Source organism: Rhodococcus sp. 24CO, assembly GCF_050586165.1.
Lineage (GTDB): Bacteria > Actinomycetota > Actinomycetes > Mycobacteriales > Mycobacteriaceae > Rhodococcus_F.
This window is the reverse complement of sequence record NZ_JAZFNF010000002.1, coordinates 551341-575775: the sequence shown is the minus strand read 5'-3', so window position 1 is coordinate 575775 and position 24435 is coordinate 551341. Positions and strand designations below refer to the sequence as shown.

General features: G+C 61.7%; 20 protein-coding genes. 6 read left to right on the top strand and 14 right to left on the bottom strand.

Features of this window, described 5'->3' with window-relative positions:
• Positions 1-7: 7 nt before the first annotated feature.
• The gene (locus tag V2B23_RS06950) at positions 8-1693 is read left to right on the top strand and encodes a class I adenylate-forming enzyme family protein (protein ID WP_430949671.1); all 1686 of its coding nucleotides are present in this window, start codon (positions 8-10) and stop codon (positions 1691-1693) included.
• Positions 1690-2652, top strand: a complete 963-nt coding sequence (locus tag V2B23_RS06945) for an NAD(P)H-dependent flavin oxidoreductase (RefSeq protein ID WP_430949670.1) — start codon at positions 1690-1692, stop codon at positions 2650-2652. Before V2B23_RS06950 ends, V2B23_RS06945 begins: the two co-directional genes overlap by 4 nt.
• On the opposite strand, the gene V2B23_RS06940 is transcribed toward V2B23_RS06945, so the two are convergent.
• From V2B23_RS06940 to V2B23_RS06910, 7 genes are all read right to left on the bottom strand, one after another.
• Positions 2649-3527, bottom strand: coding sequence for a LysR family transcriptional regulator (locus V2B23_RS06940; protein ID WP_430949669.1), 879 nt, complete (start codon positions 3525-3527; stop codon positions 2649-2651). The two genes, V2B23_RS06945 and V2B23_RS06940, sit on opposite strands and share 4 nt — an antisense overlap.
• Positions 3528-3530: 3 nt before the next feature.
• Entirely contained in the window at positions 3531-4433 is a 903-nt protein-coding gene (locus V2B23_RS06935; RefSeq protein WP_430949668.1) for a LysR family transcriptional regulator, read from the bottom strand.
• A 30-nt stretch (positions 4434-4463) separates the two neighbouring features.
• A complete protein-coding gene (locus V2B23_RS06930) occupies positions 4464-5276 on the bottom strand; it encodes an enoyl-CoA hydratase/isomerase family protein (protein ID WP_430949667.1) in 813 nt (270 codons plus the stop codon).
• Positions 5273-6034, bottom strand: coding sequence for a crotonase/enoyl-CoA hydratase family protein (locus tag V2B23_RS06925; RefSeq protein WP_430949666.1), 762 nt, complete (start codon positions 6032-6034; stop codon positions 5273-5275). Before V2B23_RS06925 ends, V2B23_RS06930 begins: the two co-directional genes overlap by 4 nt.
• 38 nt (positions 6035-6072) lie before the next feature.
• Positions 6073-7119, bottom strand: a complete 1047-nt coding sequence (locus V2B23_RS06920) for an MBL fold metallo-hydrolase (RefSeq protein ID WP_430949665.1) — start codon at positions 7117-7119, stop codon at positions 6073-6075.
• Complete coding sequence (locus V2B23_RS06915) at positions 7116-8675, bottom strand: AMP-binding protein (protein WP_430949664.1); 1560 nt, start codon at positions 8673-8675, stop codon at positions 7116-7118. The genes V2B23_RS06920 and V2B23_RS06915 overlap by 4 nt, the downstream gene beginning before the upstream one ends.
• A gap of 170 nt (positions 8676-8845) precedes the next feature.
• Entirely contained in the window at positions 8846-10036 is a 1191-nt protein-coding gene (locus V2B23_RS06910) for an acyl-CoA dehydrogenase family protein (RefSeq protein ID WP_430949663.1), read from the bottom strand.
• A gap of 222 nt (positions 10037-10258) precedes the next feature.
• Here V2B23_RS06910 and V2B23_RS06905 point away from each other — a divergent pair, with 222 nt between their 5' ends.
• Positions 10259-11479: an acetyl-CoA C-acetyltransferase gene (locus tag V2B23_RS06905; protein ID WP_430949662.1), complete on the top strand. Its 1221-nt coding sequence runs from the start codon at positions 10259-10261 to the stop codon at positions 11477-11479.
• Positions 11480-11491: 12 nt separating this feature from the next.
• Here V2B23_RS06905 and V2B23_RS06900 read toward each other — a convergent pair whose 3' ends face one another.
• The 4 genes from V2B23_RS06900 to V2B23_RS06885 form a co-directional block, all read right to left on the bottom strand.
• A complete protein-coding gene (locus V2B23_RS06900) occupies positions 11492-12700 on the bottom strand; it encodes a CaiB/BaiF CoA transferase family protein (protein WP_430949661.1) in 1209 nt (402 codons plus the stop codon).
• Between the two features lie 21 nt (positions 12701-12721).
• Positions 12722-13462, bottom strand: coding sequence for a 3-oxoacyl-ACP reductase FabG (gene fabG, locus V2B23_RS06895; RefSeq protein WP_430949660.1), 741 nt, complete (start codon positions 13460-13462; stop codon positions 12722-12724).
• 40 nt (positions 13463-13502) lie between these two features.
• Complete coding sequence (locus V2B23_RS06890; RefSeq protein ID WP_430949659.1) at positions 13503-14666, bottom strand: acyl-CoA dehydrogenase family protein; 1164 nt, start codon at positions 14664-14666, stop codon at positions 13503-13505.
• Positions 14667-14773: 107 nt separating this feature from the next.
• The gene (locus V2B23_RS06885) at positions 14774-15838 is read right to left on the bottom strand and encodes an enoyl-CoA hydratase/isomerase family protein (RefSeq protein ID WP_430949658.1); all 1065 of its coding nucleotides are present in this window, start codon (positions 15836-15838) and stop codon (positions 14774-14776) included.
• Between the two features lie 109 nt (positions 15839-15947).
• On the opposite strand from V2B23_RS06885, the gene V2B23_RS06880 reads away from it, so the two are divergent.
• The gene (locus tag V2B23_RS06880) at positions 15948-17129 is read left to right on the top strand and encodes a CoA transferase (protein WP_430949657.1); all 1182 of its coding nucleotides are present in this window, start codon (positions 15948-15950) and stop codon (positions 17127-17129) included.
• Positions 17126-18493, top strand: a complete 1368-nt coding sequence (locus V2B23_RS06875) for an amidohydrolase family protein (protein ID WP_430949656.1) — start codon at positions 17126-17128, stop codon at positions 18491-18493. The genes V2B23_RS06880 and V2B23_RS06875 overlap by 4 nt, the downstream gene beginning before the upstream one ends.
• Here the strand turns inward: V2B23_RS06875 and V2B23_RS06870 are convergent.
• On the bottom strand, positions 18490-20010 hold the full coding sequence (locus V2B23_RS06870) for an acyl-CoA synthetase (RefSeq protein WP_430949655.1): 1521 nt from the start codon (positions 20008-20010) through the stop codon (positions 18490-18492). The genes V2B23_RS06875 and V2B23_RS06870 overlap by 4 nt on opposite strands.
• A gap of 45 nt (positions 20011-20055) precedes the next feature.
• Positions 20056-20853, bottom strand: a complete 798-nt coding sequence (locus V2B23_RS06865; protein WP_430949654.1) for an enoyl-CoA hydratase — start codon at positions 20851-20853, stop codon at positions 20056-20058.
• A gap of 110 nt (positions 20854-20963) precedes the next feature.
• Here V2B23_RS06865 and V2B23_RS06860 point away from each other — a divergent pair, with 110 nt between their 5' ends.
• Positions 20964-22394, top strand: a complete 1431-nt coding sequence (locus V2B23_RS06860) for an aldehyde dehydrogenase family protein (protein WP_430949653.1) — start codon at positions 20964-20966, stop codon at positions 22392-22394.
• 62 nt (positions 22395-22456) lie between these two features.
• On the opposite strand, the gene V2B23_RS06855 is transcribed toward V2B23_RS06860, so the two are convergent.
• On the bottom strand, positions 22457-24376 hold the full coding sequence (locus V2B23_RS06855) for an SEC-C metal-binding domain-containing protein (RefSeq protein ID WP_430949652.1): 1920 nt from the start codon (positions 24374-24376) through the stop codon (positions 22457-22459).
• Positions 24377-24435 lie beyond the last annotated feature (59 nt).

Genomic DNA, 24435 nt, shown 5'->3' with positions numbered 1-24435 from the left:
CGCGAGCATGACCGCCAATCCACAATTGCGCCACAACATGCAGTATCCGGATACCACCATGGCGTACTGGGCGCCCAGCATGGCGGCTCTCTACGGTGACCGCCTCGCTGTCGTGGACGGTGAGCGCACGTGCACGTTCCGCGAACTCGGTGAGCGCAGTGCACAATTCGCCGGCGCACTGCGGCAGTCCGGAGTCGGTGTCGGTGATGTCGTCTTGATGCACCTCGGGAACTGCGTCGAGTTCCTCCAGGCCTACTACGGATGCCTGCAGGCCGGGGCGACAGTCACATTGGTCAATCCGCTGCAGCCAGAACTTGGACTGCGCAAACAGATCGAAGAGACGTCCGCTGTTGCTGCGGTCACTCAGAGTTCGCAGCTGCAGATACTGTTCGCGGCCTCTTCAGGAACCTCCGTACGTACGATCGTGATGGTTCAGGACATCGAGAGCGACGTCGACGCACCGGAGACGGTCGTGGCGTTCGACTCCTTCATCGCCGATCTACCCACCGAATTCGCCCCTGCCTCCGTTCGTAGCGACGACATCGCACACATTGCGTTCACCGGCGGCACCACCGGAGTCTCCAAAGGCGTTCGTGTTCTTCACCGCAACGTCGTCGGCAACATCACTCAGATGTGTGGGTGGCGAACCGGGCACGAGTTGGAGGCAGGTCCTGACGGTCTCGTCACGCCTCGACGCATCGACGGCCTCGACGTACTCGGTCCGACGCCGGGAACCGGGGCGACCATCGTGGTCTCGCCCCTATTCCATGCACATTCGTTGCTCAACACGTCGTTCCTGTTGATTTCCGGGCTCACTCAAGTATTTGCCGGCCGTTTCGAACCTGGCCGAATGCTCGAGTTGATCGAAAAGCACGGGGCCACCTATCTCACCGGTTCTCCAGCCATGTGGCACGCACTGTCGGTCCACCCCGACGCGATCGTGCGCAACACCGACAGCGTCTGCGTCGTGTCCTCGGGCGCCGCCCCGATCGACAGCGTCACGCTCGCAACTCTCCGCCGCGCATTTCCCAAAGCTCTTGTCGTCGAGGGTTACGGGCTGACCGAGGCGACCTGTGTGGTCACGGCGGCTCCGCTGATCAACGGCTCGGAATACCGTCAGGGCAGCGTCGGCTTCCCGATCTTCGACACCGAGATCCAGATTCGCGATCAGATCGACAGACACACAGTGCTCGGCGACAACGAACGCGGCGAACTGTGGGTACGCGGGCCTCAGGTCACCGACGGCTATCTCGGCCACCCGGAAACCACCGCAGAGCAATTTGTCGACGGGTGGCTGGACACCGGGGACATCGCGTACGAGGATTCGGACGGATACCTCTTCATCTGTGACCGGGCCAAGGACATGCTCATCTACAAGGGATACAACGTCTATCCCCGTGAACTCGAGGAAATTCTGATCTCGCACCCCGCAATCTCGACGGCCGCGGTCGTCGGCCGTGAGGTGGGAAGCAACGGCCAAGAGCCGGTAGCTTTTGTCGTGATGATTCCCGGAGCCGAATTCGACGCCGAGCAGATCAAGTCGTTTGTCGCCGCGCAGGTGCTGCCATACAAGAAGATTCGCGAAGTTGTCGAGGTCGAACTACTCCCCACGTCGGCTGCGGGCAAGGTCCTCAAGACCGATCTCCGCTCGAGACTTCTCGAATCCGTCGAAAGACAGGTGCTTCCTAGATGACAACCTTCGCCGATCTGACTTCTCGGTTGCGTGTACCGGCTCTCGCCTCACCGATGTTCATCATCTCGACTCCTGACCTCGTCATCGCACAGTGCACCGCTGGGATCATCGGGTCGTTCCCGGCACTGAATGCCCGTCCGCAATCAGCACTTCGGGATTGGCTCAAGCTGATCACGGTGGCGCGTGAGGAACATGACCGTCAGCACCCGGAAAATCCGTCCGCACCTTTTGCCGTCAACCTCATCGTCCACCGGTCAAACAACCGGCTGGAAGAGGATCTGGCGACCATCGCCGAGTTCGAGGTTCCCATCGTCATCACCTCGCTCGGCGCGCGCACCGACATCAACGATGCCGTTCATGCGTACGGCGGAATCGTCCTGCACGACGTCATCGACAACCGCTTTGCACGCAAGGCCGTCGAGAAGGGTGCAGACGGCCTGATCGCGGTAGCTGCCGGAGCAGGTGGTCATGCCGGTACACAGTCACCTTTCGCTCTGATTCGGGAGATCCGCGAGTGGTTCGCCGGACCACTACTGCTCTCGGGCGCCATCGCGCACGGAGATTCGATTCTCGCTGCACTCGCCGCGGGAGCCGACCTGGCTTACGTCGGCTCGGCATTCATCGCAACCGAAGAAGCTAACGCCGATCCCGCGTACAAGGAGATGATCGTGGGTTCAGGGGCCTCCGACATCGTCTACTCCAACCTGTTCACCGGAGTACACGGAAACTACCTGCGCGGCAGCATCGTTGCCGCCGGTTTGGACCCGGACAACCTTGCCGAATCCGATCCTTCCGCAATGAGTTTCGCGACCGCGGACACCGACACCAAGGCGTGGCGCGACATCTGGGGCGCCGGTCAGGGCATCGGGCCGATCGACGCTGTCCTTCCGACGCACTCCGTGGTCGAGCGTCTCGCCGCAGAGTACGAGGCTGCGCGCGAACGTATCTGCCGTCGCTAGCTCGGAAGGCATTCGTGGACCAAGTCCACGAATGCCTTCCCCACCGGAGAGAGGATGGACGGGTCGAAAACAAGCCCGTACGTCCGCAGGAATCTCGGCTCACAGGCCCGCTCGACAACCTGCTGCGGCATCGACTTCGCCACGGCACGCTCGACCAACGACCCGCCGAGTCCGGCAATGACCATGGGCAGCCTCGATTCCCGCTGCTCGGTGACGACGGCAAGTTCGGTTCTCGTTCCAGCCTTGCGAATCGAGTCTTCGATAGCGTCGCCCATCGCTGCTCCGCGAGGAACAAAAACCATGGGGATGTCGGGCATCTCGGCAAGACGCACCGGCCCCTCCGGAAGTACGGTTCCGAGAGGATAGACCAGTCGATAGTCCTGTTCCCCCAGCTCGATGATCTCGAATCCCTTCGCTGCTTCGAGGGGCAAATGGGCAACCGCGAATTCGCAATGGCCGTCGCGAATCAGAGAATCGAGATTGTCTTCGCGCTCCAACTCCGAGAACCTCACTCGCGCCCGGGGATAGCGAATGCAGAACTCGGCGATCAGATCGACGATGGTTCCGGACGTGAGAGCGGGAAACGCCATGATGTCGAGTCGACCGACGACGGCGCCGTCAGTAGCAGTCAACTGCCCCTCGGCGGCAGCAACATCGCGGAGCACCTGCCGGCTGGGCCCGACCAGACTGCGCCCGGCTGCACTGAGCACCATCCCCCGCCCGATCCGATGGAAGAGCCTCACTCCCAGTTCGCGTTCCAGCCCGCGCAGTGCCTGAGACACTGTCGGCTGAGCTACGCCCAGTGCAGCCGCCGCGCCGCTGATTCCCTTGTTCTCGACAACCGCGAGAAAGTACTCCATCTGTCGAAATTCCACAATTCAATCCTTCGCCGTGGATCCTGCAGCAGCGGTAGCCATTTCGGCAGCCGTTGCGATGAAAGCGGCGGCAGCGGGCGACTGCTCGCCGGCGCGATGGACAAGACCGACGTCGCGGGTCAGCGGCGGATCGAACGAGAACGCGAGTACATCCTTCATCTGTTGCTGCGCAACCTTTCTCGGCACAACTGTGGCTCCGATACCCCGACGCACGAGCTCCCAGGTGGTCACGGGGTGCACACAATCCACCACGACGTTCTCTGCCCCGGCGGTGAGCAGAGAACGGAATTGGTTCGATTGATCTCCGAGATCTACCACCAGTGGCAGAGCATGGAGGACGTCACGTCGAACCGGATCGACCAACGGTTTCACAAGCCGGTCGGACAACGACGCATGCGTGGCAAGCACCATCTCCTGCGTCGCTATCGGTGCGGTGACCAGACCTTCGTATCCGATACTCAGATCGGTGACTCCGACCTCGGCGGATCCACGCCTCAAGGCAGTATCCACCCCGGCTGGTCCGAAGGTATCGAGAACCCGCACGACGATCTTCGGGAAGTTGGCCCGGAATCGCCGAACCAACTCGACCATCGGATCGATCGAGAATGCCGAGTACGACACGACGTCGACACGACCGAACTCGAGTTCACGGACGGCGGTCACCTTGGCCTTCGCTCGCTCGACGTCGGCAAGGATTCGCCTGGCGGCTAGATCGAATGTGCGGCCGGCATCGGTGAGGACCAGACGTCTACCCGTCCGGTCGAACAACGTAGCGCCCAACCGGCGCTCGAGCGTACGAATCGCCTGAGAAAGCGAAGGTTGCGAAATGTAGAGAGCCTGAGCCGCCTTCGTTATCCCACCGTGGTCGACAACAGCGACGAAGTAGGTGACAAAGTGCAGATCCACTCACCCATCATACGACCCGCTATGCATCCCTCATTCCACTCGAGTTGCCCCTGGCAGCGCCCACTCTCCGGTGAAGACCGGCTCGCGCTTTTCCACGAAGGCTCGAACTGCGTCGGTAGCGTCCGTCGCGAAATTGACGGCCTGCGCCCTCGCCTCGTTGTCCAACGCCTCTCGCAAGGTCAGCGAGGCGTGCTGTTCGAGCATGGCGGCCGACTGACTCAACGCAGCAGGCGGACCATCAGCCAACCGCTGCGCAAGTTCGGACGTGCGTTCGTCGAGCTCGGCCGGTTCGACCAGATAGGTCACCAATCCGAGTTCGTAGGCTTCCTGTGCGTCGATCGTCTCGGCGAGCATCACCAATCGTTTCGCTTGCTGGACGCCGACCAGCCTCGGCAGGATCCACGACCCACCGAAGTCGACGGACAATCCCCGTTTGGCAAAGATCTGACTGAACTTCGCACCCTTTGCTGCCACGACGAAGTCGCAGAGCAATGCCATGTTCCATCCGGCTCCGACCGCAAACCCGTCGACCTTCGCCACCAGGGGCTTGGGGAACTCACCCAATGCGACGGCGGTCGCGTTGATGACTCGCATGCGATCGAGTGGGTGCGACGAACCTCGCTTGTCGAGATCGGAACCCGCACAGAAGGTGCCGCCCGCGCCGGTCAGGATCACGGAGCGGATCTGCGAGTCCTCCTGAAGTTCTTGCAGTGCCTCGCGCAGAGCGATCCAGGCATCGAGATCGAGGGCGTTGCGACGGTGTGGCCGGTCGAGAACGATCGTGGCAACAGTGCCGATGCGCTCGATGCTGACGGCCGCACGCTCGATGGTTTCGGCACTCATGAGCCACTCCAGACGGGCGAGCGCTTCTCGGCGAATGCCGTCGCACCTTCCTTGGCATCCCGAGAAGCAAAGACCGGATCGATGAATTCGCGCTGCGCGACAAAAGCATCCGGGTCGGTGTATTTGGCAGACATTGCCAGTACCTGCTTGGTCGCTCGAACAGCCAGTGGACCGTTTGCCGCTACCCTGGCCGCAAGTTCACGTGCGACGGTCAGCGCCTGTCCAGGTTCGGTGAGCCGGTTGACCAGACCGTGATGATGCGCCAACGTCGCGCTGAGCGGGTCACCGGTGATCGCGATCTCCATGGCCAGCTGATACGGGAGAATCTTGGGCAGACGCAGAAGGCCGCCGGCGGCAGCGGCGAGCCCCCGCTTCACCTCGGGCAAGCCGAATTTCGCATCTGTCGACGCCACGATCAGATCGGCCGCCAAGGCCAGTTCGCAACCGCCTGCGAGTGCCCAACCTTCGACAGCTGCGATCAGCGGCTTCGACGGCGGGGCCTCAGTCAAACCGGCAAACCCACGACCGGGTAACGACGGCCGTTCCCCACGCGCGAATCCCTTGAGATCCATACCAGCGCAGAAGGTTCCACCAGCACCGGTCAGAATGGCGATAGTGAGATCGGTTCTCTCCTCGAACTCGTCGATCGCAGCAGCCAAGGCTTCTGCAAGTTCGAGATCGACCGCATTCCTGGCCTCGGGCCGGTTGAGTGTGATGACGGCAATGCCGTCGGCGAAGTCGGTGAGCACAACGCTCATGTTCGGTTCCTACTTCCGTGATGAGGATTTTTCAATGGTCACAGTGCGCGAAGAGTCCATCGCACGGGCGAACGACCGGACGCGGTCACCATCTCGCGCTTGGCCAACACCACCAGATGAGCGTGGGTTTCGCGGACTGCCAAGCGAAGTAGTCGCGGCGACATCTGATCGAACGGGCGCGACCAGGAAATCGTGCGCGACAGTTCCCAGGCCGTCGATTCGGGTTCGGCCGCAACGGCCGCCACGATTTCCGACAGCCTCTCCTCGTGATGTCCCATCAACTGACGTGCGCGATCGGCGATCCCGCGGAATCGGTACTCGTGTGCAGGCAGCACCTCGCATTCGCCCAGGGTTGTTGTTGCCTCGAGCGAGAGCAGGTAGCGATGCAGCGGATTCTCGAGTTCACCGGGAACCGTGGAGATGTTCGGACTGATCCGCGGCAGCATGTGATCACCGCTGAACAACAAGCCCCTGTCCTCTTCCACGAAGCAGAGATGTCCCGGTGTGTGCCCCGGCGTCCATTGCGCGCGGAGATTCCATCCCGGTAGATCGAGTGAATCCCCATCGCCCAGAACAATGTCGAGGGATTCATGCTCGCCGAACCGCACCAGATCGACCCGAGACGCGTCGAGTACTTCAGTCGGTGCTCCGAGTTCGGACAGTTGCACATTCCAGCCGGTGATGTCCTCGCGGGCCTGCTCGGGACCGCGGTATCCGAGTAGCGTCGCATCAGCCACATGCATTGCCAGTGTTGCGCCGCTGACGTGCCGAAGGCGCGGTGCCAGACCGAAGTGATCAGGATGCAGGTGCGTGATTGCCGCATACCGCACCTCGGAAACGTGGTAACCGATCGACGCGATGCCGTCGACGAGAGCCTGCCACGACTGTTCGTGATCCCAACCGACATCGATAAGCGCAAGCCCGTCGTCGAGCGCGAGTGCGTAGACGAGCACGTACCGCAAAGGGTTGTCCGGCATGGGAACCGGGATGGACCACAACCCGTCGCGTACCTGCTCTACCGGCGGAAGAACATTGTTCGCCCACGCCTCGCGTTGTGCAACACCGACGTCTTCGGTCACGATCACGATGCTTCTCCGCTCGCACTCAGCATGGTTCGCAGGCTCGACTTGAGCAGTTTCCCACTCGCATTGCGCGGCAGGGAGTCCACGAAGTGGATCTGTCGGGGTTTCTTGTACGACGCCAATCTTGCTGTGCTGAAGTCGATCAGCTCACCGACGCTGGGCACATCGGCACCGTCGACCAGTTTCACCACCGCCGTGACGGATTCACCCCAGCGTTTGTCGGGAACCCCGACCACTGCTACTTCCGCAACCGAAGGATGCTCGGCCAGAATCGATTCCACCTCGATCGGATACACGTTCTCGCCGCCGGTGATGATCATGTCCTTGAGACGGTCGGTGACAAACAGGTAGCCCTCGTCGTCCAGGTGCCCGGCGTCGCCTGTTCGAAGAAAGCCGTCGTGGGTGAACAATTCGGCGCTCTCACGTTCACGTCGCCAATATCCGCGCGTGTTGTTTCGGCTGCGCGCGACGATCTCACCGGAGGTGTTGGGCGGCAGTTCCTCACCCGTCATGACGTCACGAATGGAGATCTCCACGCCGATCATCGGCTTTCCGGCAGACCGCAGTAACCCGGAGCGCGGTCCACTGACGTGATGGTCGTATGCGCGAAGTACCGACACCGACCCTGTTGTCTCGGTCATCCCGTAGCGCTGAACGAACTTGCAGTTCAGAACCTGAATCGCATGAGCCAGGAGTGCCGGCGTGATCGGCGATGCCCCGTACGCAACCACCTCCAAGCTGGACAGATCGAAACCCTCGAGAGTGGGCAGATCCACCAGTGTCTGAATTACCGCCGGTACCAGAAATGCATGGGTGACATGTTGTGTTGCAATGGCTTCAGCCACCCGCGCCGGCGCCATATCTCCGAGTAGCACCATCGGCACCCCGGCCGACAGACACGTACTCATCCAGCCTGCGCCGGCGATGTGAAAGAGCGGAAGTGCGTCGAGAGCCACTGCATTCGAAACGAATTCGTACACTTCGAAACCCTCGGGTTCGTTGTACAGATTCCGGTGCGTGGCGACGACGCCTTTGGGTCGTCCGGTGGTCCCGGACGTGTACAGCTGCAGAACCGCGGTGTCCGGATCGTGCCCCAGTCCGGGGTCGATGCCCGTCCCTGACGCCACAAACTCCGCCCAGGTTCGCGAATCTGTCACGCCCCCTTGATGTCCCACGGCAACAACCGTCACCTCCGATAACACTGCGGCAATCGCGGCTGCCCCTACCGCGAACTCGTCGTCGACAATCAACACGTCGAGTTCTGCGTCCTCGGCGATGTCCACGAGTTCCCGCGGACTGAGCCGCCAGTTCAACGGAATGAAGACCGCGCCTGCCTTTGCACACGCGATGAAGACCTCTGCTCCTTCGAGTCCCATCCTCAACAAGGCGCCAACACGAGCACCGTCCGTGGCGACTCCCACCAGTGCACTCGCGAGCGCATTGGTCTCGGCGTCGAGGTCGGCGCATGTCAACGTCCGGTCGCCGCACGTGATCGCCGGATCAAACGGCCGTGTCGACGCCGACTGGCGTATCCGGTTGGGTAGGTGAAGCTCGCTCACATCACGCTCCTGAGTTTCAGGTACTCACCGAGCACAGAACGCAGCGGCGGTACTGGAACAGTCGACCATCGCTATGGCCCGCGCCACAAAGACGAGTAGACGCATAGAGCCATAGCTCAGACCTATATCGGCAGGTCGAAGGATGTCACTGCAGCCGGGACAGTGTCGGTTCAGCTATACGAGCGCAGCAGCCCCTTGCTGATGATCTGCTTCTGGATATCACTGGTGCCCTCGCCGATCAGCAGGAAGGGCGCCTCACGCATCAAGCGCTCGATCTCGTACTCCTTGGAGTACCCGTAACCGCCGTGAATTCGGAAACTGTCCTGGGTGACTTCGGCACAGAACTCACTGGCCAGGTACTTTGCCATACCGGCAGCAACATCGTTTCGTTCACCCGAATCCTTGAGCCGAGCCGCATTCACCATCATCAGATGGGCCGCTTCGACTTTGGTACCCATCTCCGCGATACGGAACGCGATGGCCTGATGCTCGGCAATCGGCTTACCGAATGTCTCACGCTGCTTTGCATACGTCACCGCAAGTTCGAAAGCACGCTGCGCGATACCGCACGCACGCGCCGCCACATTCACCCGGCCGACCTCGACGCCGTCCATCATGTGCCGGAACCCGACGCCGGGCTTGCCGCCGAGAACCGCGTCGGCGCCGATCTCGAAACCGTCGAAGACCATCTCCGTCGTGTCGATGCCCTTGTAGCCCATCTTCTCGATCTTGCCGGGGATGGTCAGGCCGGGAAGAACTTCACCGAACCCGGCAGGCTTCTCGATCAGCAACGTCGTCAGATTGTTGTGCGCCTTCTCCGCTCCTTCGTCCGTCTTCACGAGCACAGCCACCAGCGTCGACGAACCGCCGTTCGTCAGCCACATCTTCTGCCCGTTCACCACGTAGTCGCCGGATTCGGTGCGCTTCGCCTTGGTCGAGATGGCAGCAACGTCGGAACCCAGAGCCGGCTCCGACATCGAGAAAGCACCGGTGAGCTCCCCGGTAGCCAGACGCGGCAGGTAGTTCGCCTTCTGCTCCGGCGTCCCGTGTGCCGAAATCATGTGCGCCACTATGAAATGGGTGTTGATGACACCGGACACGCTCATCCAGCCGCGCGCCAATTCCTCGACGCACAGTGCGTACGTCAGGAGTGATTCGCCGATGCCACCGAACTCCTCGTCGATCGTCAGACCGAACAGACCCATGTCTTTCATCTGCTTGACGATGTCCGTGGGATACGTGTCGGTGTGCTCGAGTTCTTGCGCTGCGGGAATCACCACACGATCGACGAATTCACGCACGGCACCGATGATGTCGTTCTGCGTCTCGGTCAATCCTGCAGTCTGCGCCAAACGCGTCACTGTTCCACCTGTTCATCGAGGGAGATCCTCCGACCATTCAATCCCCGAAACACAGGGGTGTCAAAGTTCGACAACCATACGAACGGTTAGGGAAAAACTATGTCCGAGCAGCACTTCTACTGCTGTTGACAATCACGACGCCTGTGCTGAATATTCGAGGGCACGCGTTCGTATTTCTCTAACGCCACTTCCTCGTCCACACTCTCCCGACAGGCGCATTCCATGTATGACGCAGTCATCTGTGAACCCGTTCGTACACCAGTAGGCGGCTTCGGCGGTGTCTTCAAAGACGTTCCGGTAACCACGCTTGCAGCCACCGTGATGCGGGGACTGATCGAGCGGACCGGACTCCAGTCCGCCGACATCGACGACGTCGTCTTCGGTCAGGGCTACGCAAACGGCGAGGCCGCCGCCATCGGGCGCATCGCAGCACTCGACGCCGGACTGAACGTCTCGGTTCCCGGAATTCAACTCGACCGCCGTTGCGGATCCGGTTTGCAGGCAATCATCTACGCGGCCATGCAGGTTCAGACCGGCATGAGTGATCTGGTGATCGCCGGCGGCGCCGAGAGCATGAGTGGCGTCGAATTCTATTCCAATGACATTCGTTGGGGTACGAAGAAACCGTCGGTGGAGTTCCACGACCGTTTGGCCAAGCCCCGCACCAACTCGGGAGGCGTTAATTTCCCGGTCGAAGGCGGCATGATCGAAACAGCCGAAAATCTACGACGCGAATATGCGATCTCGCGCGACGAGCAGGACCGTTACGCGCTTCGCTCGCACGAGCGTGCCGTGAACGCACAGGACAAGGGATACTTCGACGAGGAGATCATTCCCGTCACCGTCCCATCCCGCCGCGGCGGGGCGAAAGTTGTTACCCAGGACGAGCACCCGCGGCGAGATGTGCAACTGTCCGACCTCGCCGCACTACGTCCGCTGCGTAGCCGCGTCGACCCGGACGCGACCGTCACCGCCGGAAATGCCTGCGGGCAGAACGACGGCGGCGCAGCGGCCATCGTCACCACGCCCGCCAATGCCGAACGGCTGGGATTGCGCCCCTTCGCGAAACTCGTCAGCTGGGGCGTCACCGGAGTCGAGCCGAACCGCATGGGCATCGGTCCCATTTCTGCCGTGGCGAAAGCACTCTCGCGGGTCGATCTGCAGCTCTCCGACATCGACTTGATCGAAGTCAACGAAGCATTCGCCGCTCAGGTCCTCGCCTGCGCCCGCGCCTGGGGTCTGACCGAAACAGATCTCCTCGAACGGTTCAACGTCAACGGTTCCGGCATCTCACTGGGCCACCCCGTCGGAGCTACCGGCGGACGAATCCTCGCGAACCTGCTGCGTGAACTCGACCGTCGCCAGGGCCGCTACGGAATCGAATCCATGTGCATCGGCGGCGGCCAGGGCATCGCCGCGGTCTTCGAGAACCTACGACGATAAAGCGTTGGGGCGCTATCCGATCGATCCGTCTCGGTGAAGATCCGCGATCTGATCGGCAGTGCGCCCCAACTCCGTCAGAATCGACTCGGTGTGCTGACCCAGGGAGGGCACGTCGCCCATCTTCATTTCCACGTCTGAGAAGGTCATCGGTGGTAGCACTGCGTCGATGGGCCCAACTTCGGTCCCCACGGATCGCCACCGCGAACGCTCTTCCAGCTGAGGGTGTTTCAGCAATCCGCCCATGTCGTTCAATGCAGCTGCGGGCACACCCGCTGCCGCCAGACGCTTATCCAGTTCTGCTGTCGAATACAGCCGCGAGAGTGATCCGACCATGTCATCCACCTCGGTACGATTCTCGACCCGGACGATATTGGTGGCATACCGCGGATGATCCACCAGATCTTCCCGCCCGAACACGTCGACCATGAGTGCGCGCCATCCGCGCTCGTTCTGGACTCCGATGAGGATCTCACCGTCCGACGTCGGGAACGAATCGTAAGGAACGATGGCCGCATGCCCGAGCCCGACTCGCGGAATCTGCTTGTCTGCATACATTTTCATGTACATCGGGTGGCCGAGCCACTCGACGGTCGCGTCGAACATCGACACGTCGACCGTTGCGCCCATGCCCGTTCTCTCCCGACGGAACAAGGCACCCAATATCGATGTCAGTGCGTACATCCCGGCTGCGATGTCGGAAACCGGAACACCCGTTTTCGTAGCCGTCTCGGGTGTTCCGGTCACCGAGATCATGCCGGTCTCGGCCTGCACCAACATGTCGTACGCCTTGCGCTCACGACGTGGTCCGGCGCTGCCATATCCCGACATGTTGATCACGATGAGCCGAGGGAACTCTGCGCGGAGCGTGTCCGCACCGAAGCCCAGTCGATCTGCAGCATCCGGAGCGAGGTTCTGCAAAAACACGTCGGCTTCCGCGATGAGATCGAGCACGACTCGACGGCCCGCCTCCGACTTGACGTCGACGGCTATCGATTCCTTGGAACGATTGAGCCACACAAAGTGTGAGCCCTGACCGCGCACCGCGCCGTCGTAGTGACGAGCGAAATCGCCTTCACCGACCCGCTCGATCTTGATCACGCGAGCACCCATGTCCGCGAGATGCCGACTGGCGAGCGGTGCCGCAACGGCTTGTTCCAACGCCACCACGGTAATCCCGTCGAGTGGGAGATCCGAATGCGACTGTCCCATGTCAGAGTTCATTTCCGAATTGAAGCACGCGCGTCAGATGTGACGCCCACCCGTAATTTCCAGGACGGTGCCGGTCAGGTAACTGGACATGTCACTCGCGAGGAACACCACTACGGACGCGACCTCGGACGGCTCCGCTGCCCGACCCATCGGAATTTCGGCCAGCTTGCTGTTCCAGACGCGCTCTGGCATCGCCTCGGTCATCGCTGTGCGGATCAATCCAGGCTGGACGGCATTGACCCGAACATTCTTGAACGCAACCTCTTTGGCAGCGGCTTTCGTCAGACCGACGATTCCGGCTTTGGCGGCCGAGTAGTTGGTCTGCCCCAACATGCCGACCTTGCCGGAGATCGACGAGATGTTCACGATCGACCCCGTCTCACGCTCGCGCATGCGGGCCGCGGCTGCGCGAGTTCCGTTCCACGCACCCTTGAGATGTACGGCAATCACATCGTCGAAGTCCTGTTCGGTCATGTTCCGCATCGTCGCGTCGCGGGTCATGCCGGCGTTGTTGACCATGACATCGACCGGGCCGAAAGCACTTTCAGCCAGATCGAGCATTGCCTCGACCTGGCCGGCGTCACGAACGTCGCACGAAACGAACCGCGCCACGGAGTCACCACCGAGTTCAGCTGCCGCAGCGACGCCGACGGTCTCGTTGATATCGCCGATCACTACGGTGGCACCTTCTTTGATGAAGGTTCGGGCAATTTCGAAACCGATACCCTGTGCGCCGCCGGTAACTACCGTCACCTTGCCGTCCAACAGTCCCATGTCTACCCCATTCGTCAGTTGAAGAAAATCCGTGCTGGTGTTACTTCGCTTGCTTCTTTGCCTGCGACACAAGACCGCCGCCGAGTATCAACCGCTGAATTTCGCTGGTTCCCTCGTACAGGCGCAGCAACCGCACTTCCCGATAGATCCGCTCGACAGGAACGCCGCGCATGTATCCGCTGCCCCCGTGGATCTGGACGGCAAGGTCGGCTACGTTTCCGACCATCTCCGTGCAGTAGAGCTTTGCCGCTGACGGCCCGAGTCGACGATCCTCGCCGCTGACGTAGCGCGCCGCAACTTCACGGACCATTGCCCGGCCGGCCATCACACCGACTTGTTGATCGGCGAGCATCGCCTGGACCAATTGAAAGTCACCGATCACGGTCCCACCCTGTTCCGTGACGGTGGCAAAGGCGACAGATTCATCGAGGGCTCGCTGGGCCGCTCCCACCGACAAGGCGGCGATATGAACGCGTCCGCGAGCCAATGAAGTCATTGCAGCGCGATACCCGGTGTCTTCGTCGCCACCGACCAGGGCCGATGCGGGGACGCGTACGTTGTCGAAGCTGACTTCGGAGGTCCAGGCACCTTCCTGGCCCATCTTCTTGTCCTTCGGCCCCACCGTGACACCTTCGGTATCGGCCGGGACCAGGAAGACCGCGATTCCGGGACCGTCCGAGTCAGCCGGACGCGTGCGTGCGAACACGACAAACAGTTGCGCTGTCGGAGCGTTGGTGATGAACCGCTTGTTGCCGGTGATCACCCAGTCGCTCCCGCCGCGGACCGCCTTGGTGCGCAGACCCGCGGGGTTGGATCCCGCGCCGGGCTCGGTCAAGGCGAAGGACGCGACTACCTCACCCGATGCGATGCGTTCGAGCCATTCCGCCTTCTGCTCATCGGTGCCGAAGCCGACGAGTACCTGTCCGGCGATTCCGTTGTTGGTACCGAACATCGAGCGCAGAGCCAGCGACGTGTACCCGAACTCCATCGCGAGTTCCACGTCTTGTGTGAGGTCGAGGCCCAGACCACCCCATTCCTGGGGAATGGCGTAACCGAACAGTCCGATATCGGCAGCCTTCTTCCGGATGTCCTCCGGAATGGCATCGGTATCGGCTATCTCCTGCTCACGGGGGACAACTTCCTTCCGGATGAATTCCCTTGCCGTCGCCAAGATATCGGCGAAGTCGTCCGCGTCGACCTGCATACCCACCACTCACCTTGCTCGTTCCACATTGATGCGTCTGTCGAAAGTCAATACGGTCGAGCATTACGAGTCAAAGACTTGCAAACGAACCGAAGGTAAGGCGATGCCTATATCGGCGCTATCGAATCGATCAGGCCCCAGTCGAGCGCACGCTCCGCATTGATCGCCGCACCGGAGAGAAACAGGTGGTAGGAGCGCCAGCGCCCGATCCGGCGCGGAATCGACACAGTGCCACCCGCTCCGGGAATCAAACCCATCGAGATCTCGGGTAGGCGGAACACCGTATCCGGGTGCGCACACACGTCGGCAGCAAAGGCCGGAACCTCGATGCCCGCTCCCACACAACTTCCGTGAACCTGTACCTCGAGTCGATCGGACAGGCGCGCCATCAGCCGCGCAGCTCCCGATCGCGTTCGAATCAGATGCGCGATAGCCAAATCCGGAGTGGTACCGAACTCGTCGAGATCGCCGCCCGCGGAGAACGACGGCCCAGCGCCATCGAGCAGAACCTTCTCGATACCGGAGTCCATCACGGCGACCTGTAATGCTGCGACCAGTCCGTCACGCACCTGCGCCCCGTAGGCGTTCCGACGTTCCGGCCGGTTGAGCGTGATGTGCAACAACCCATCTCGGCGCTCGATCAGTACAGGTTCCTGCGGCGCTGGGGGCGGCAGCGGCCGCGGCCCGCGTCCGGCGATCCACCGGTTGAAGTCCGGAGTCCCCAACAGCGTCGAGTAGGCCAGAGATTCAACGTCAAGAGCAGCCGGGATGGACAGATTTTCACCCAAGCGCAGAACCTGCGAGGCAACAACCGACGCATAAGGATTTTCCTGGAAGCGGTCGAGGACATACGCCAGTTCAGCGTCGGGGTCTTCGACGCCTACAAACTCTCGGACATTGTCAGCCAATACTGTCGACACCGTCGAGTCGAGCGACCGCGCCAGTGTTCTTGTTGCGGCATCCGGTGTACGGCCCGTGTACCGCCCGAGAACAACACGGTCGGATTCGAAGACTTTTGCCGACACCGCACGGGCTACGTCCTCAGAGAACTCCTCGTCCAAGTCGACCAGGACCACTGGATTATCAAGTGCGCCACCGTCTGCAAGAAGTGGAAGATCGATCCTGCCGTCGAGAATGTCCTGCGGCGACAGCGCGTGCATCTGGTTGACCATCTTCATCCTTCTCGAGCGCCGAATCATCGCTCGGCTTCCTGCACCCGACGACAGTTCTGCACGCGGGATACCTTTTCCGGTAATACTTTTCGGAGTGTAACATCGGAGAATGTTTGCCTGGCCCGATGACGCGGACGAGGACCGTCGGGTCCTCGACTGGCTCGGCAGCGGGATAGTGCCACTTACCGGTTCCCCCAACGAATCTCCCAGAATTCCCCCCGGAAACGCCGCCACCCTGGCGCGGCACCTCGGTGAATTCATCAACGGCAACGAAGATGGAGCCCGCTTCCTTTCCGAACGCGCGGCATTCACCGGATTTACCCGCAGTGGCTCCGTCTCCCTCGGAGGCAGTTGCCGCCTCCTCCCCACACGGGATGGCTGGGCGGCCGTGTCCTGTGCTCGACCGGACGACCCGATTCTTCTCGGAGCGTTGATCTCCGCGGAGATCGACGATGATCCCTGGCCTGCGGTAAGTGCCTGGCTGGCCACACATCCCGGAACCGATCTGGCCGAGCGCGCATCCCTGCTCGGGTTGGCGGCCGCTCCGGTAACACATTCGACTACGTCGGTTCCTATGCCTACCACCCGGCGATCGGTCGAGGATTTGCTCGTAGTCGACTTCAGCGCGCTGTGGGCAGGTCCGTTGTGCTCACACCTACTCGGAGCGGCGGGCGCGCGGGTCGTGAAGGTGGAGACCCCGACAAGACCGGACGGAGCACGTCGCGGTAACAGCGAGTTCTACACATTGCTGCATGCCGGGCACGAATCCGTCGTCCTCGATCCGAGTGCCGCTCCCGACAGGTCGGCGCTGGCGCAGCTCGTTGAACGCGCAGACATCGTTATCGAGGCGTCGCGGCCACGCGCACTCGCGGGCTTCGGGCTCGACGCAGAAGCTGCGGCCGCATCCGGTACCACCTGGATCTCCATCACTGCGGCAGGAAGAAACTCCGCTCGCATCGGATTCGGTGACGACGTCGCAGCATCAAGTGGTCTTGTTGCACAAGATAATTCAGGTGCGCCCGTATTTGTCGGCGACGCGATAGCCGATCCCCTGAGCGGACTCATGGCAGCCGCCCTCGCCATGTCGGAGACGCCCACCGGCGCAGGATACCTCTGGGACCTCTCGATGGCCGACCTCGTCGCGTCGACGCTCACCCACGGAACCGATGCTCCGTTGCCCCCATCGTGCACTGTGGCTATTCCGGAGAAACGCCAGTACGTCGGCAGTGCGTCCACCTCCGGCTCTGACACACACGCCGTTCTCCGCGGCCTCGGAATCGTCGCCCCGTGAACCATCTGCTGATCACCAATTGTTCTGTCGGTGGCCATCACAGCCTCGACCTTCGCATCACGGGCGGCGTGATCACCGAGATCGGCCGCGGACTGACTCGCCACGGCGAGGACGTCCTCGATGCCGACGGCAATCAGATCATTCCCGGCCTGTGTGATCACCACATCCACCTACATGCGCTGGCTGCCCGACGAAATTCAGTGGAATGTGGCCCGCCCGCCGTCCGAAATTCCGGAGAACTAGCTGCCGCACTGCAGGTTTCACCGGGTTCCGATGGCTGGGTGCGAGGTGTCGGATACTTCGAATCGGTAGCGGGCGATCTCGATCGCGAAGCCCTCGATCATCTTCACGCATCACGACCTGTTCGTATCCAACATCGCAGTGGCGCAATGTGGGTGCTCAACACAGCGGGCGTCGTTGCGTCCGGATTGGAACGGGCAGACCATCCCGGTATCGAACGCGATGCAGCCGGACAACCGACCGGCCGAGTGTGGCGCGCAGATTCCTGGCTCCGAGCGCAGATTCCGGGAAATGCCCCACCGCCGTTGCGCGATGTGGGGACCGAACTGTCACGGCTCGGCGTCACTGCAGTAACTGATGCAACACCGGACCTCGCTCGAGAGAGCATCGAATCCATCTGCACAGCAATGTCTTCAGGAGATCTACCACAACGAGTCCATCTCCTCGGCGTACCACTCGGTGCCTCACTGCCGTCGACGGAACCATCCGTCGGTCCCTACAAGATCGTGCTCGCCGATTCCGGACTTCCCGATCTCGAACAGTTGGCCACCGTCGTCTCGTCCGCTCACTCGCTCGGGCGAGCGATTGCAGCACACAGCGTCAGCCGCGAAGCTCTGCTGATCTTGCTGTCCGTACTCGGTGAAATCGGCACAATCCCCGGTGATCGGATCGAACACGGCGCACTGATACCACTCGAATCCATCTCCGAGATCAATCGCCTCGGTTTGGCCGTCGTAACCCAGCCCGGGTTCATTGCCGACCGAGGCGACGACTACCTCGAACATGTGGCTGCCATCGACCACCAGGATCTGTACCGTTGCCAATCCTTGCTGAATGCATCTGTGCCGGTAGCTTTTTCGAGCGATGCGCCGTACGGACCCCTCAACCCGTGGACGGTTATCGCAGCGTCGCAGACGCGCGTGACGCCCGCGGGCACTGTTCTGGGCGATGCGGAGACAATCGACTACAACACCGCATTGGACGCCTATCTCGGCCGTCCCGGGGATCCAGGCGGCCCGCCGCGCCGAGCAGGAGTCGGCGCGGCGGGCGATCTGGTTCTGATCTCCGACTCGCAGCCTCCGTCGGTACTAGCCACGATCATCGGCGGCAGGCAGGTCTACTAGACGGTGCGCAGTTCCCGCTTCAACAGCTTCCCACTTTGATTGCGGGGAAGCTCCTGCACGAAGCGAATGTGCTTGGGCACCTTGAAGGGAGCGATCTTCTCCTTCACATAGGCGATCAAGACCTCCGGCGTCAGGGCGTCCTGACCGTCCTTGAGGACGACGATTGCGGTGATCGCTTCGATCCACTTCTCGTCGGGTGTGCCGATGACGGCAACTTCGGCAACCGCCGGATGCGTGTAGATGGCGTCTTCGACTTCACGGGATGCGACGAGAATGCCGCCCGTGTTGATCACGTCCTTGATGCGGTCGACGACGGTGATGAATCCTTCACTGTCTCGCACGACCAAGTCGCCGGAATGGAACCAGCCGTCGCGGAAGGCTTCTGCGGTTGCTTCCGGATTTTCCCAGTAGCCATTGCAGAGTTGCGGCGAGCGGTAGAGAACCTCACCGGAGACGCCGTCCGCAACATCGTTGCCCTCGGCGTCGACAACGCGGGTTTCCACGAAGAACACTGCCCGACCGCACGACGACGGCCGATCCGCGTGCTCGTCCGGCAGCAGAACGGTTGCCAGCGGGCCGATCTCGGACTGTCCGAAGCAGTTGTAGAAGCCGATGTCGGGGTAACGCTCGCGCAGACGGTTCAGCACGGTGACCGGCATGATCGACGCACCGTACTGCGCTTTCTTCAGCGACGACAGATCCCGCGTGTCGAGATCGGGATGATTGGCCAGCGGCACCCAGACAGTGGGAGCGAGGAACAGCGAGCCGATCTTGTCGGCCTCGATGCGGCGCAGAATCTCCGGGATGTCCGGGGCTGCCATCACGTTGACCGTCGCCCCGACGGACAGGTACGGAAGCATGAACACGTGCATTCCCGCAGAGTGGTACATGGGCATGCAGATCAAAGGGTTATCTGCCTTGTCGAGCCCGAGCGCGATCACCGACGACACGTACTCGTGCACCAGCGCGGCGTGAGTCATCATCGCGCCCTTGGGCTTCGACGTTGTACCCGATGTGTAGAGCAACTGCGCGAGATCGGTTGACGACGCCCGCGGTTCGAATGCCGGAACCTCGCCGGCGGCGCTGATGGTGACCACCGAATTCGTGTCGTCACGCAGCGGCACAACGTGGTCGATATCGAGATCGCCACGCACCGAGTCCAGCGTCGGCAACAATGCCGGATCCACCAGAACCGCCCGAGCGCCGGACTGGGCAACCAGGTAGCGCAGTTCATCACCCTTGAGCGCGTAATTCACCGGAACGTGGACCAATCCTGCCCGGCAGCACGCGAGGAACCCGATGACATACGCGTCGGAGTTGGTTCCGTACGCGGCCACACGATCGCCGTGCTGCAAACCCAGGTTGACGAGATGCGCCGCGACCCGCGTTACCGCCTCGTCGAGTTCTCGATACGTGCGCGAGCGGTCTTCGAAAACAACGGCCACCCGATCCGGGTATTTGGCTGCCGAGCGCCGAAGCACTCCGTCGATGGTGTTGGTACGCGGGTCCAGGCTCATGAACGATAGATTATCGGACGTCCAACTAATCCGAAAGGGTGTAGTTCACTTGTTTTGCCACTGCGGCGCCCGCTTATCCACAAACGCCTGCATACCTTCCTGAGCGTCGCAGGTCACGGCATTGGTGGCCATCGTTTCGGCCATCGCTTCATACGCCTGCGCCTGGGGCAGATCGATCTGCCGATAGAACGCCTGCTTACCGATCCGAACCGTCAGCGGGCTGGCGGTCGTGATCTTCGCAGCCAAGTCGCGCACTTCCCGGTCGAGGTCAGCCGGCTCGACCACGAAGTTCACCAGACCCCAATCTGCCGCCGTCTCAGCATCGATGGTTTGGCCCGTCAGCAGCATCTGCATCGACCGTTTTCTGCCCACTGCCCTGCTCAGGGCCACCATCGGCGTGGAGCAGAACAACCCGATCTTCACTCCGGGAGTACCGAAAACAGCATTCGACGCCGCCACCACAAGATCGCACGACGCCGCCAACTGGCATCCCGCTGCGATTGCCGGACCCTGAACCGCAGCGATCACCGGCTGGGCAATCTGCTGGACCGTCTCCATCATCTCGGTGCAGCCATCGAAAATCGCGCGCTCGTCATCGAGGGTGCGGCCGATCATCTCCGTCAGATCGTGACCAGCTGAGAACACCGGCCCCTCGGCTCGCACGACAACGATGCGGACTCGCGGGTCTGCGGAGAGTTCCCGAAGGCCCGTGGTCACCTCACGCATGGTCTGCGCCGAAAGCGGATTGCGCCGCTGCGGCTGATCGAGCGTCAGAAATCCGATGCCCGTCGACTCGTCGACCGATGTAGCTACCGCGCTCTCGTTTATCTGCGTCTTCGACATGCGTCCTCTCTACCAATCGAATCCGTCCCGGTCAACGAGACGAAACGGGCAACTCCTACCGAAGCGTCGATACCTTTTCAGTTAATACTTCGCCACTACGAGGAGTGCCCATGAGCACCGACGCCATCATCACCACCGACCTTGCGCAGATCCTGCAGGCGCAACAGGACGCCACCCGCGCCGTGGGAGCGCCGACTGCAGAGGAACGTCGCCGGCGCATCCAACAGGTGATCGACCTTCTCGTGGCGAACCACAAAGATCTGACCGAAGCCATGAACGAAGACTTCGGTGGACGCCTCCCGGCCTACTCGGTCATGAATGACGTTCTCGGATCGATGGTTTCACTCAAGCACGTTCGAGATTCCCTCGAAGACTGGATGGTTCGCTCTCCCCGCTCCACCGGGGCCGTCCAGGATCAGCTGGGCGCCAAGGCTTACGTCGCGTACCAGCCCAAGGGTTCCATCGGCATCATCGGCACCTGGAACGCACCCCTCTTCACGCTCTTGAGCCCCCTCGCCTGCGCACTCGGTGCCGGCAACCGTGCCGTTCTGAAGCCCTCCGAAATCGTGCCGCACACCGCTGCCGTCCTGGCCGACGCCGCGGCGCGCACCCTTGATCCACTCGAAATCGCCGTCGTCACAGGCGGACCCGATGTTGCCGACAATCTCACGTCACTACCCTTCGATCACTTGGTCTTTACCGGAAGCACGTCCGTCGGCAAGCTGGTGATGGCCAACGCCGCGAAGAACCTCGTCCCGGTCACGCTCGAACTGGGTGGAAAATCGCCGAGCGTCCTGGGCAAGAGCGCAGACTTCGGCGAAGCTGCACACCGATTGGCTATTGCGAAGTCCACCAACGGCGGTCAGCTCTGCGTCTCTCCCGACCTGATCTACGTTCCGCGTGAAGGCATCGAACGCTTCATCACCGCGTTCGCCAATTCGTTCACCGGCCTCTTCCCCACCGTCGCCGACAACACCGACATGGTCTCCATCGTCAACGATCGTCATCTCGCCCGCATCGAGGGATACATCGCCGATGCTGCCGATCGCGGCGCCCGCATCATCACCGTTCCCGACGAAGAACTCTCGGCCGACACGCGTCGTCGCCCACTGCGGATGGTCGTCGATCCCCCGGCGGACGCCGAGATCATGAAGGAAGAAATCTTCGGACCGGCCGTCGTGATCTTGCCTTACGACGAGATGGACGCCGTTGTCGCTGACATCAACTCGCGCCCGAAGCCGTTGGCGCTGTACTACTTCGGTACCGATCTCGACGAGAAGGAATCGGTCCTCGAGCGCACCAATTCCGGCGGTGTCACGATCAACGACGCGATGGCACACCCCGGCCTCTCCGACGCACCGTTCGGCGGTGTCGGAGCCTCCGGAATCGGCCACTACCACGGCCGCGAAGGATTCCTCGAGTTCAGCCACGCACGCACGGTTCTCGAAGCGGCAGAACATGATCCGCGCGGCGAGTGGGGCATGTTGCCGCCGTACGGTGACAGCTTCGAGCAGATGATGCTGGCTCAGGTCACACCTTAGGGGCAAAGCCCCTGTGCGCCTTTCCGGTAGTCGCCGCTACCGGAAAGGCGCACGGGCGCAGCTTAAGCGAACCGAGCACTCAGGAACTCAACTAACTGCCATGGCTCCGTGTCCGGTGAATCGAGCAAGGCAATCAGTCCGTCTTTGTCGGCAGCTGTGATCGGTTCGATTCCGCCGAAGGTGCGCATCGCGCTGCCTGCGGACAACACCCGCGCACAGACCAACGAACCAGCTTCGAGGTTCAGACTTCCCCATTCGTCCGCGACGTCGTACGCCACGTCGGTTCGGACATCGCGCAGCGTCAGTGACGTACCGGGCACCGTCGACGCAACCTCGTACACCGACTGCGGTACCTGCAACCACTGCTGCGCCAGTTCCAGTTCGTCGGCCGGCAGCAGTTCACCTCGCCGCTCGACAAACACTCTGAAGATGTTGCTGTCGAAAAGTGCTGTGTCAACGGCTAATCCGCCCTCGAGTGCTCGAGTCAACGCGTCGTCGTCATCCCAATGCTGGGCGCGAATCTCGGCGAGGTCGAAGACAACGTCGAAGTACTCGGGGCTGCGGGAGAAGAGTTGCGCCTTGATGTACAACCAATTTGCCCGATCGTCGAAGGTGATCTCCGACTTACCCAGATGGCAGACCTTGTACTTGCGCCCGGATCCACACCAGCACTTGTCATTACGTCCCAGTTCAGGATGTTCCGCAGGCGCATACCGCGCGAGCACGTCGTGCAGAATCTCCGACTCTCCGCCTTCGATCCGACCCAACAATGCAAGCGCCCGCGTTGCGTCGCTCCGATCCGCCGCGAGCAACGCAAGCTCGAAAATCGCCGGTACCCAATCGGGATCGCGATCGAGCGCGCTCTCGTAGTAGGCCTCGGCCACAATGATCTTGCCGAGACGATCCGCCGCCTTACCTGCGAGCCAGTACGCGGCAGGCTTTACCCGGCGCGGTCCCTTGTCAGCCAGCGCCGTAGCCACCGCGTGCAAGATCTCGTCGTGGTCGTCGAGTTCGGACAACAATTCAAGTGCCGCAGCAGCTGCCGGCGGTTCGGCAACTGCCACATAGATCTGCGGATTCTCCGCGATCTGTGCACGCGCCCAGTCGCCGATTTCCGACGTGTCTTCCGGGAATTCGAGATGCGCAGCCGACACCAGATCGACCAGCGCGATAACCGCAGCTGCCTCGTCGGGGTGCAGGTTGTCGCGAATCTCGAGCATCCGCGCGCGGTTCGCCAAGTGGAACGCCTCGAAATCGAACCCTTCGATCGCGACGTAATCGCCGTCGCGAACATAGCCGGCCGATTCGAGCAGTTCCCCCAGTGGAGCTGCGGGCTGCCGGAACAGTGTCGGTTCCTCGAGCATCAACTGCCACACAATCGCGTCGAGTGTTTCGGCGCCGGTGTCGGTGAGGATGTTCGAGAGCGCGTCCGCAAAACCGGGTGTCGGATCCACTACGTCGGCGACGGTGCAGAGCGTCAGCTCACGATCTGCGACGAACAGCCCGATCAGATCGCCCGCCGAGCATTCCGACAATGCGTCGGGGGCAAGCAGAAAGCCTTCGTCTGCGGGGAACGTCGGGTCGTCGATTCCGCGTTCGGCCAGGGCCGCGTCGTCGAGCCCCCGATGTACCACGCGAATCTCCCGATCCTCGGTGTCATCGAAGCTGTCGAGAAAAACACGCAAGACCATGAGATCAGGGTTTGCGTCGAGAACGCCAGAGCTGATCTCGGCTTCGGTGAGGCGATGTGTGAGTATCCGGTGCTCGAACAATGTGTCGAGCGCGGCATAGCGGGCCCCGGTCAAATAGCCGAGCAGCGGATCCTCGACGTATTCCACGAACTCCGTCATGTCGTCTGGGGTTCCATGGCCGGCGTCAGCCAGCAAGTTTCCCCAGTCAGCAGCGGTCTGGGGGCCATGTTCGCGCAACAACTCCATCGCAGCTTCGGCGATCAAGTCATTGGGGTCCATAGGTTCGCTCACCTATCCAACTTTATCGGGTAGGCCCCGGGACGAGTATTCCGCATCGACCAGCGCCGACG

Excerpts from the sequence above, each read along its gene's own strand:
- V2B23_RS06950 (WP_430949671.1), top strand. The coding sequence starts at position 8 with ATGACCGCCAATCCACAATTGCGCCACAACATGCAGTATCCGGATACC.
- V2B23_RS06945 (WP_430949670.1), top strand. The coding sequence starts at position 1,690 with ATGACAACCTTCGCCGATCTGACTTCTCGGTTGCGTGTACCGGCTCTC.
- V2B23_RS06930 (WP_430949667.1), bottom strand. The coding sequence starts at position 5,276 with ATGAGTGCCGAAACCATCGAGCGTGCGGCCGTCAGCATCGAGCGCATC.
- V2B23_RS06925 (WP_430949666.1), bottom strand. The coding sequence starts at position 6,034 with ATGAGCGTTGTGCTCACCGACTTCGCCGACGGCATTGCCGTCATCACA.
- V2B23_RS06905 (WP_430949662.1), top strand. The coding sequence starts at position 10,259 with ATGTATGACGCAGTCATCTGTGAACCCGTTCGTACACCAGTAGGCGGC.
- V2B23_RS06900 (WP_430949661.1), bottom strand. The coding sequence starts at position 12,700 with ATGAACTCTGACATGGGACAGTCGCATTCGGATCTCCCACTCGACGGG.
- fabG (WP_430949660.1), bottom strand. The coding sequence starts at position 13,462 with ATGGGACTGTTGGACGGCAAGGTGACGGTAGTTACCGGCGGCGCACAG.
- V2B23_RS06890 (WP_430949659.1), bottom strand. The coding sequence starts at position 14,666 with ATGCAGGTCGACGCGGACGACTTCGCCGATATCTTGGCGACGGCAAGG.
- V2B23_RS06885 (WP_430949658.1), bottom strand. The coding sequence starts at position 15,838 with ATGGTCAACCAGATGCACGCGCTGTCGCCGCAGGACATTCTCGACGGC.
- V2B23_RS06880 (WP_430949657.1), top strand. The coding sequence starts at position 15,948 with ATGTTTGCCTGGCCCGATGACGCGGACGAGGACCGTCGGGTCCTCGAC.
- V2B23_RS06870 (WP_430949655.1), bottom strand. The coding sequence starts at position 20,010 with ATGAGCCTGGACCCGCGTACCAACACCATCGACGGAGTGCTTCGGCGC.
- V2B23_RS06865 (WP_430949654.1), bottom strand. The coding sequence starts at position 20,853 with ATGTCGAAGACGCAGATAAACGAGAGCGCGGTAGCTACATCGGTCGAC.
- V2B23_RS06860 (WP_430949653.1), top strand. The coding sequence starts at position 20,964 with ATGAGCACCGACGCCATCATCACCACCGACCTTGCGCAGATCCTGCAG.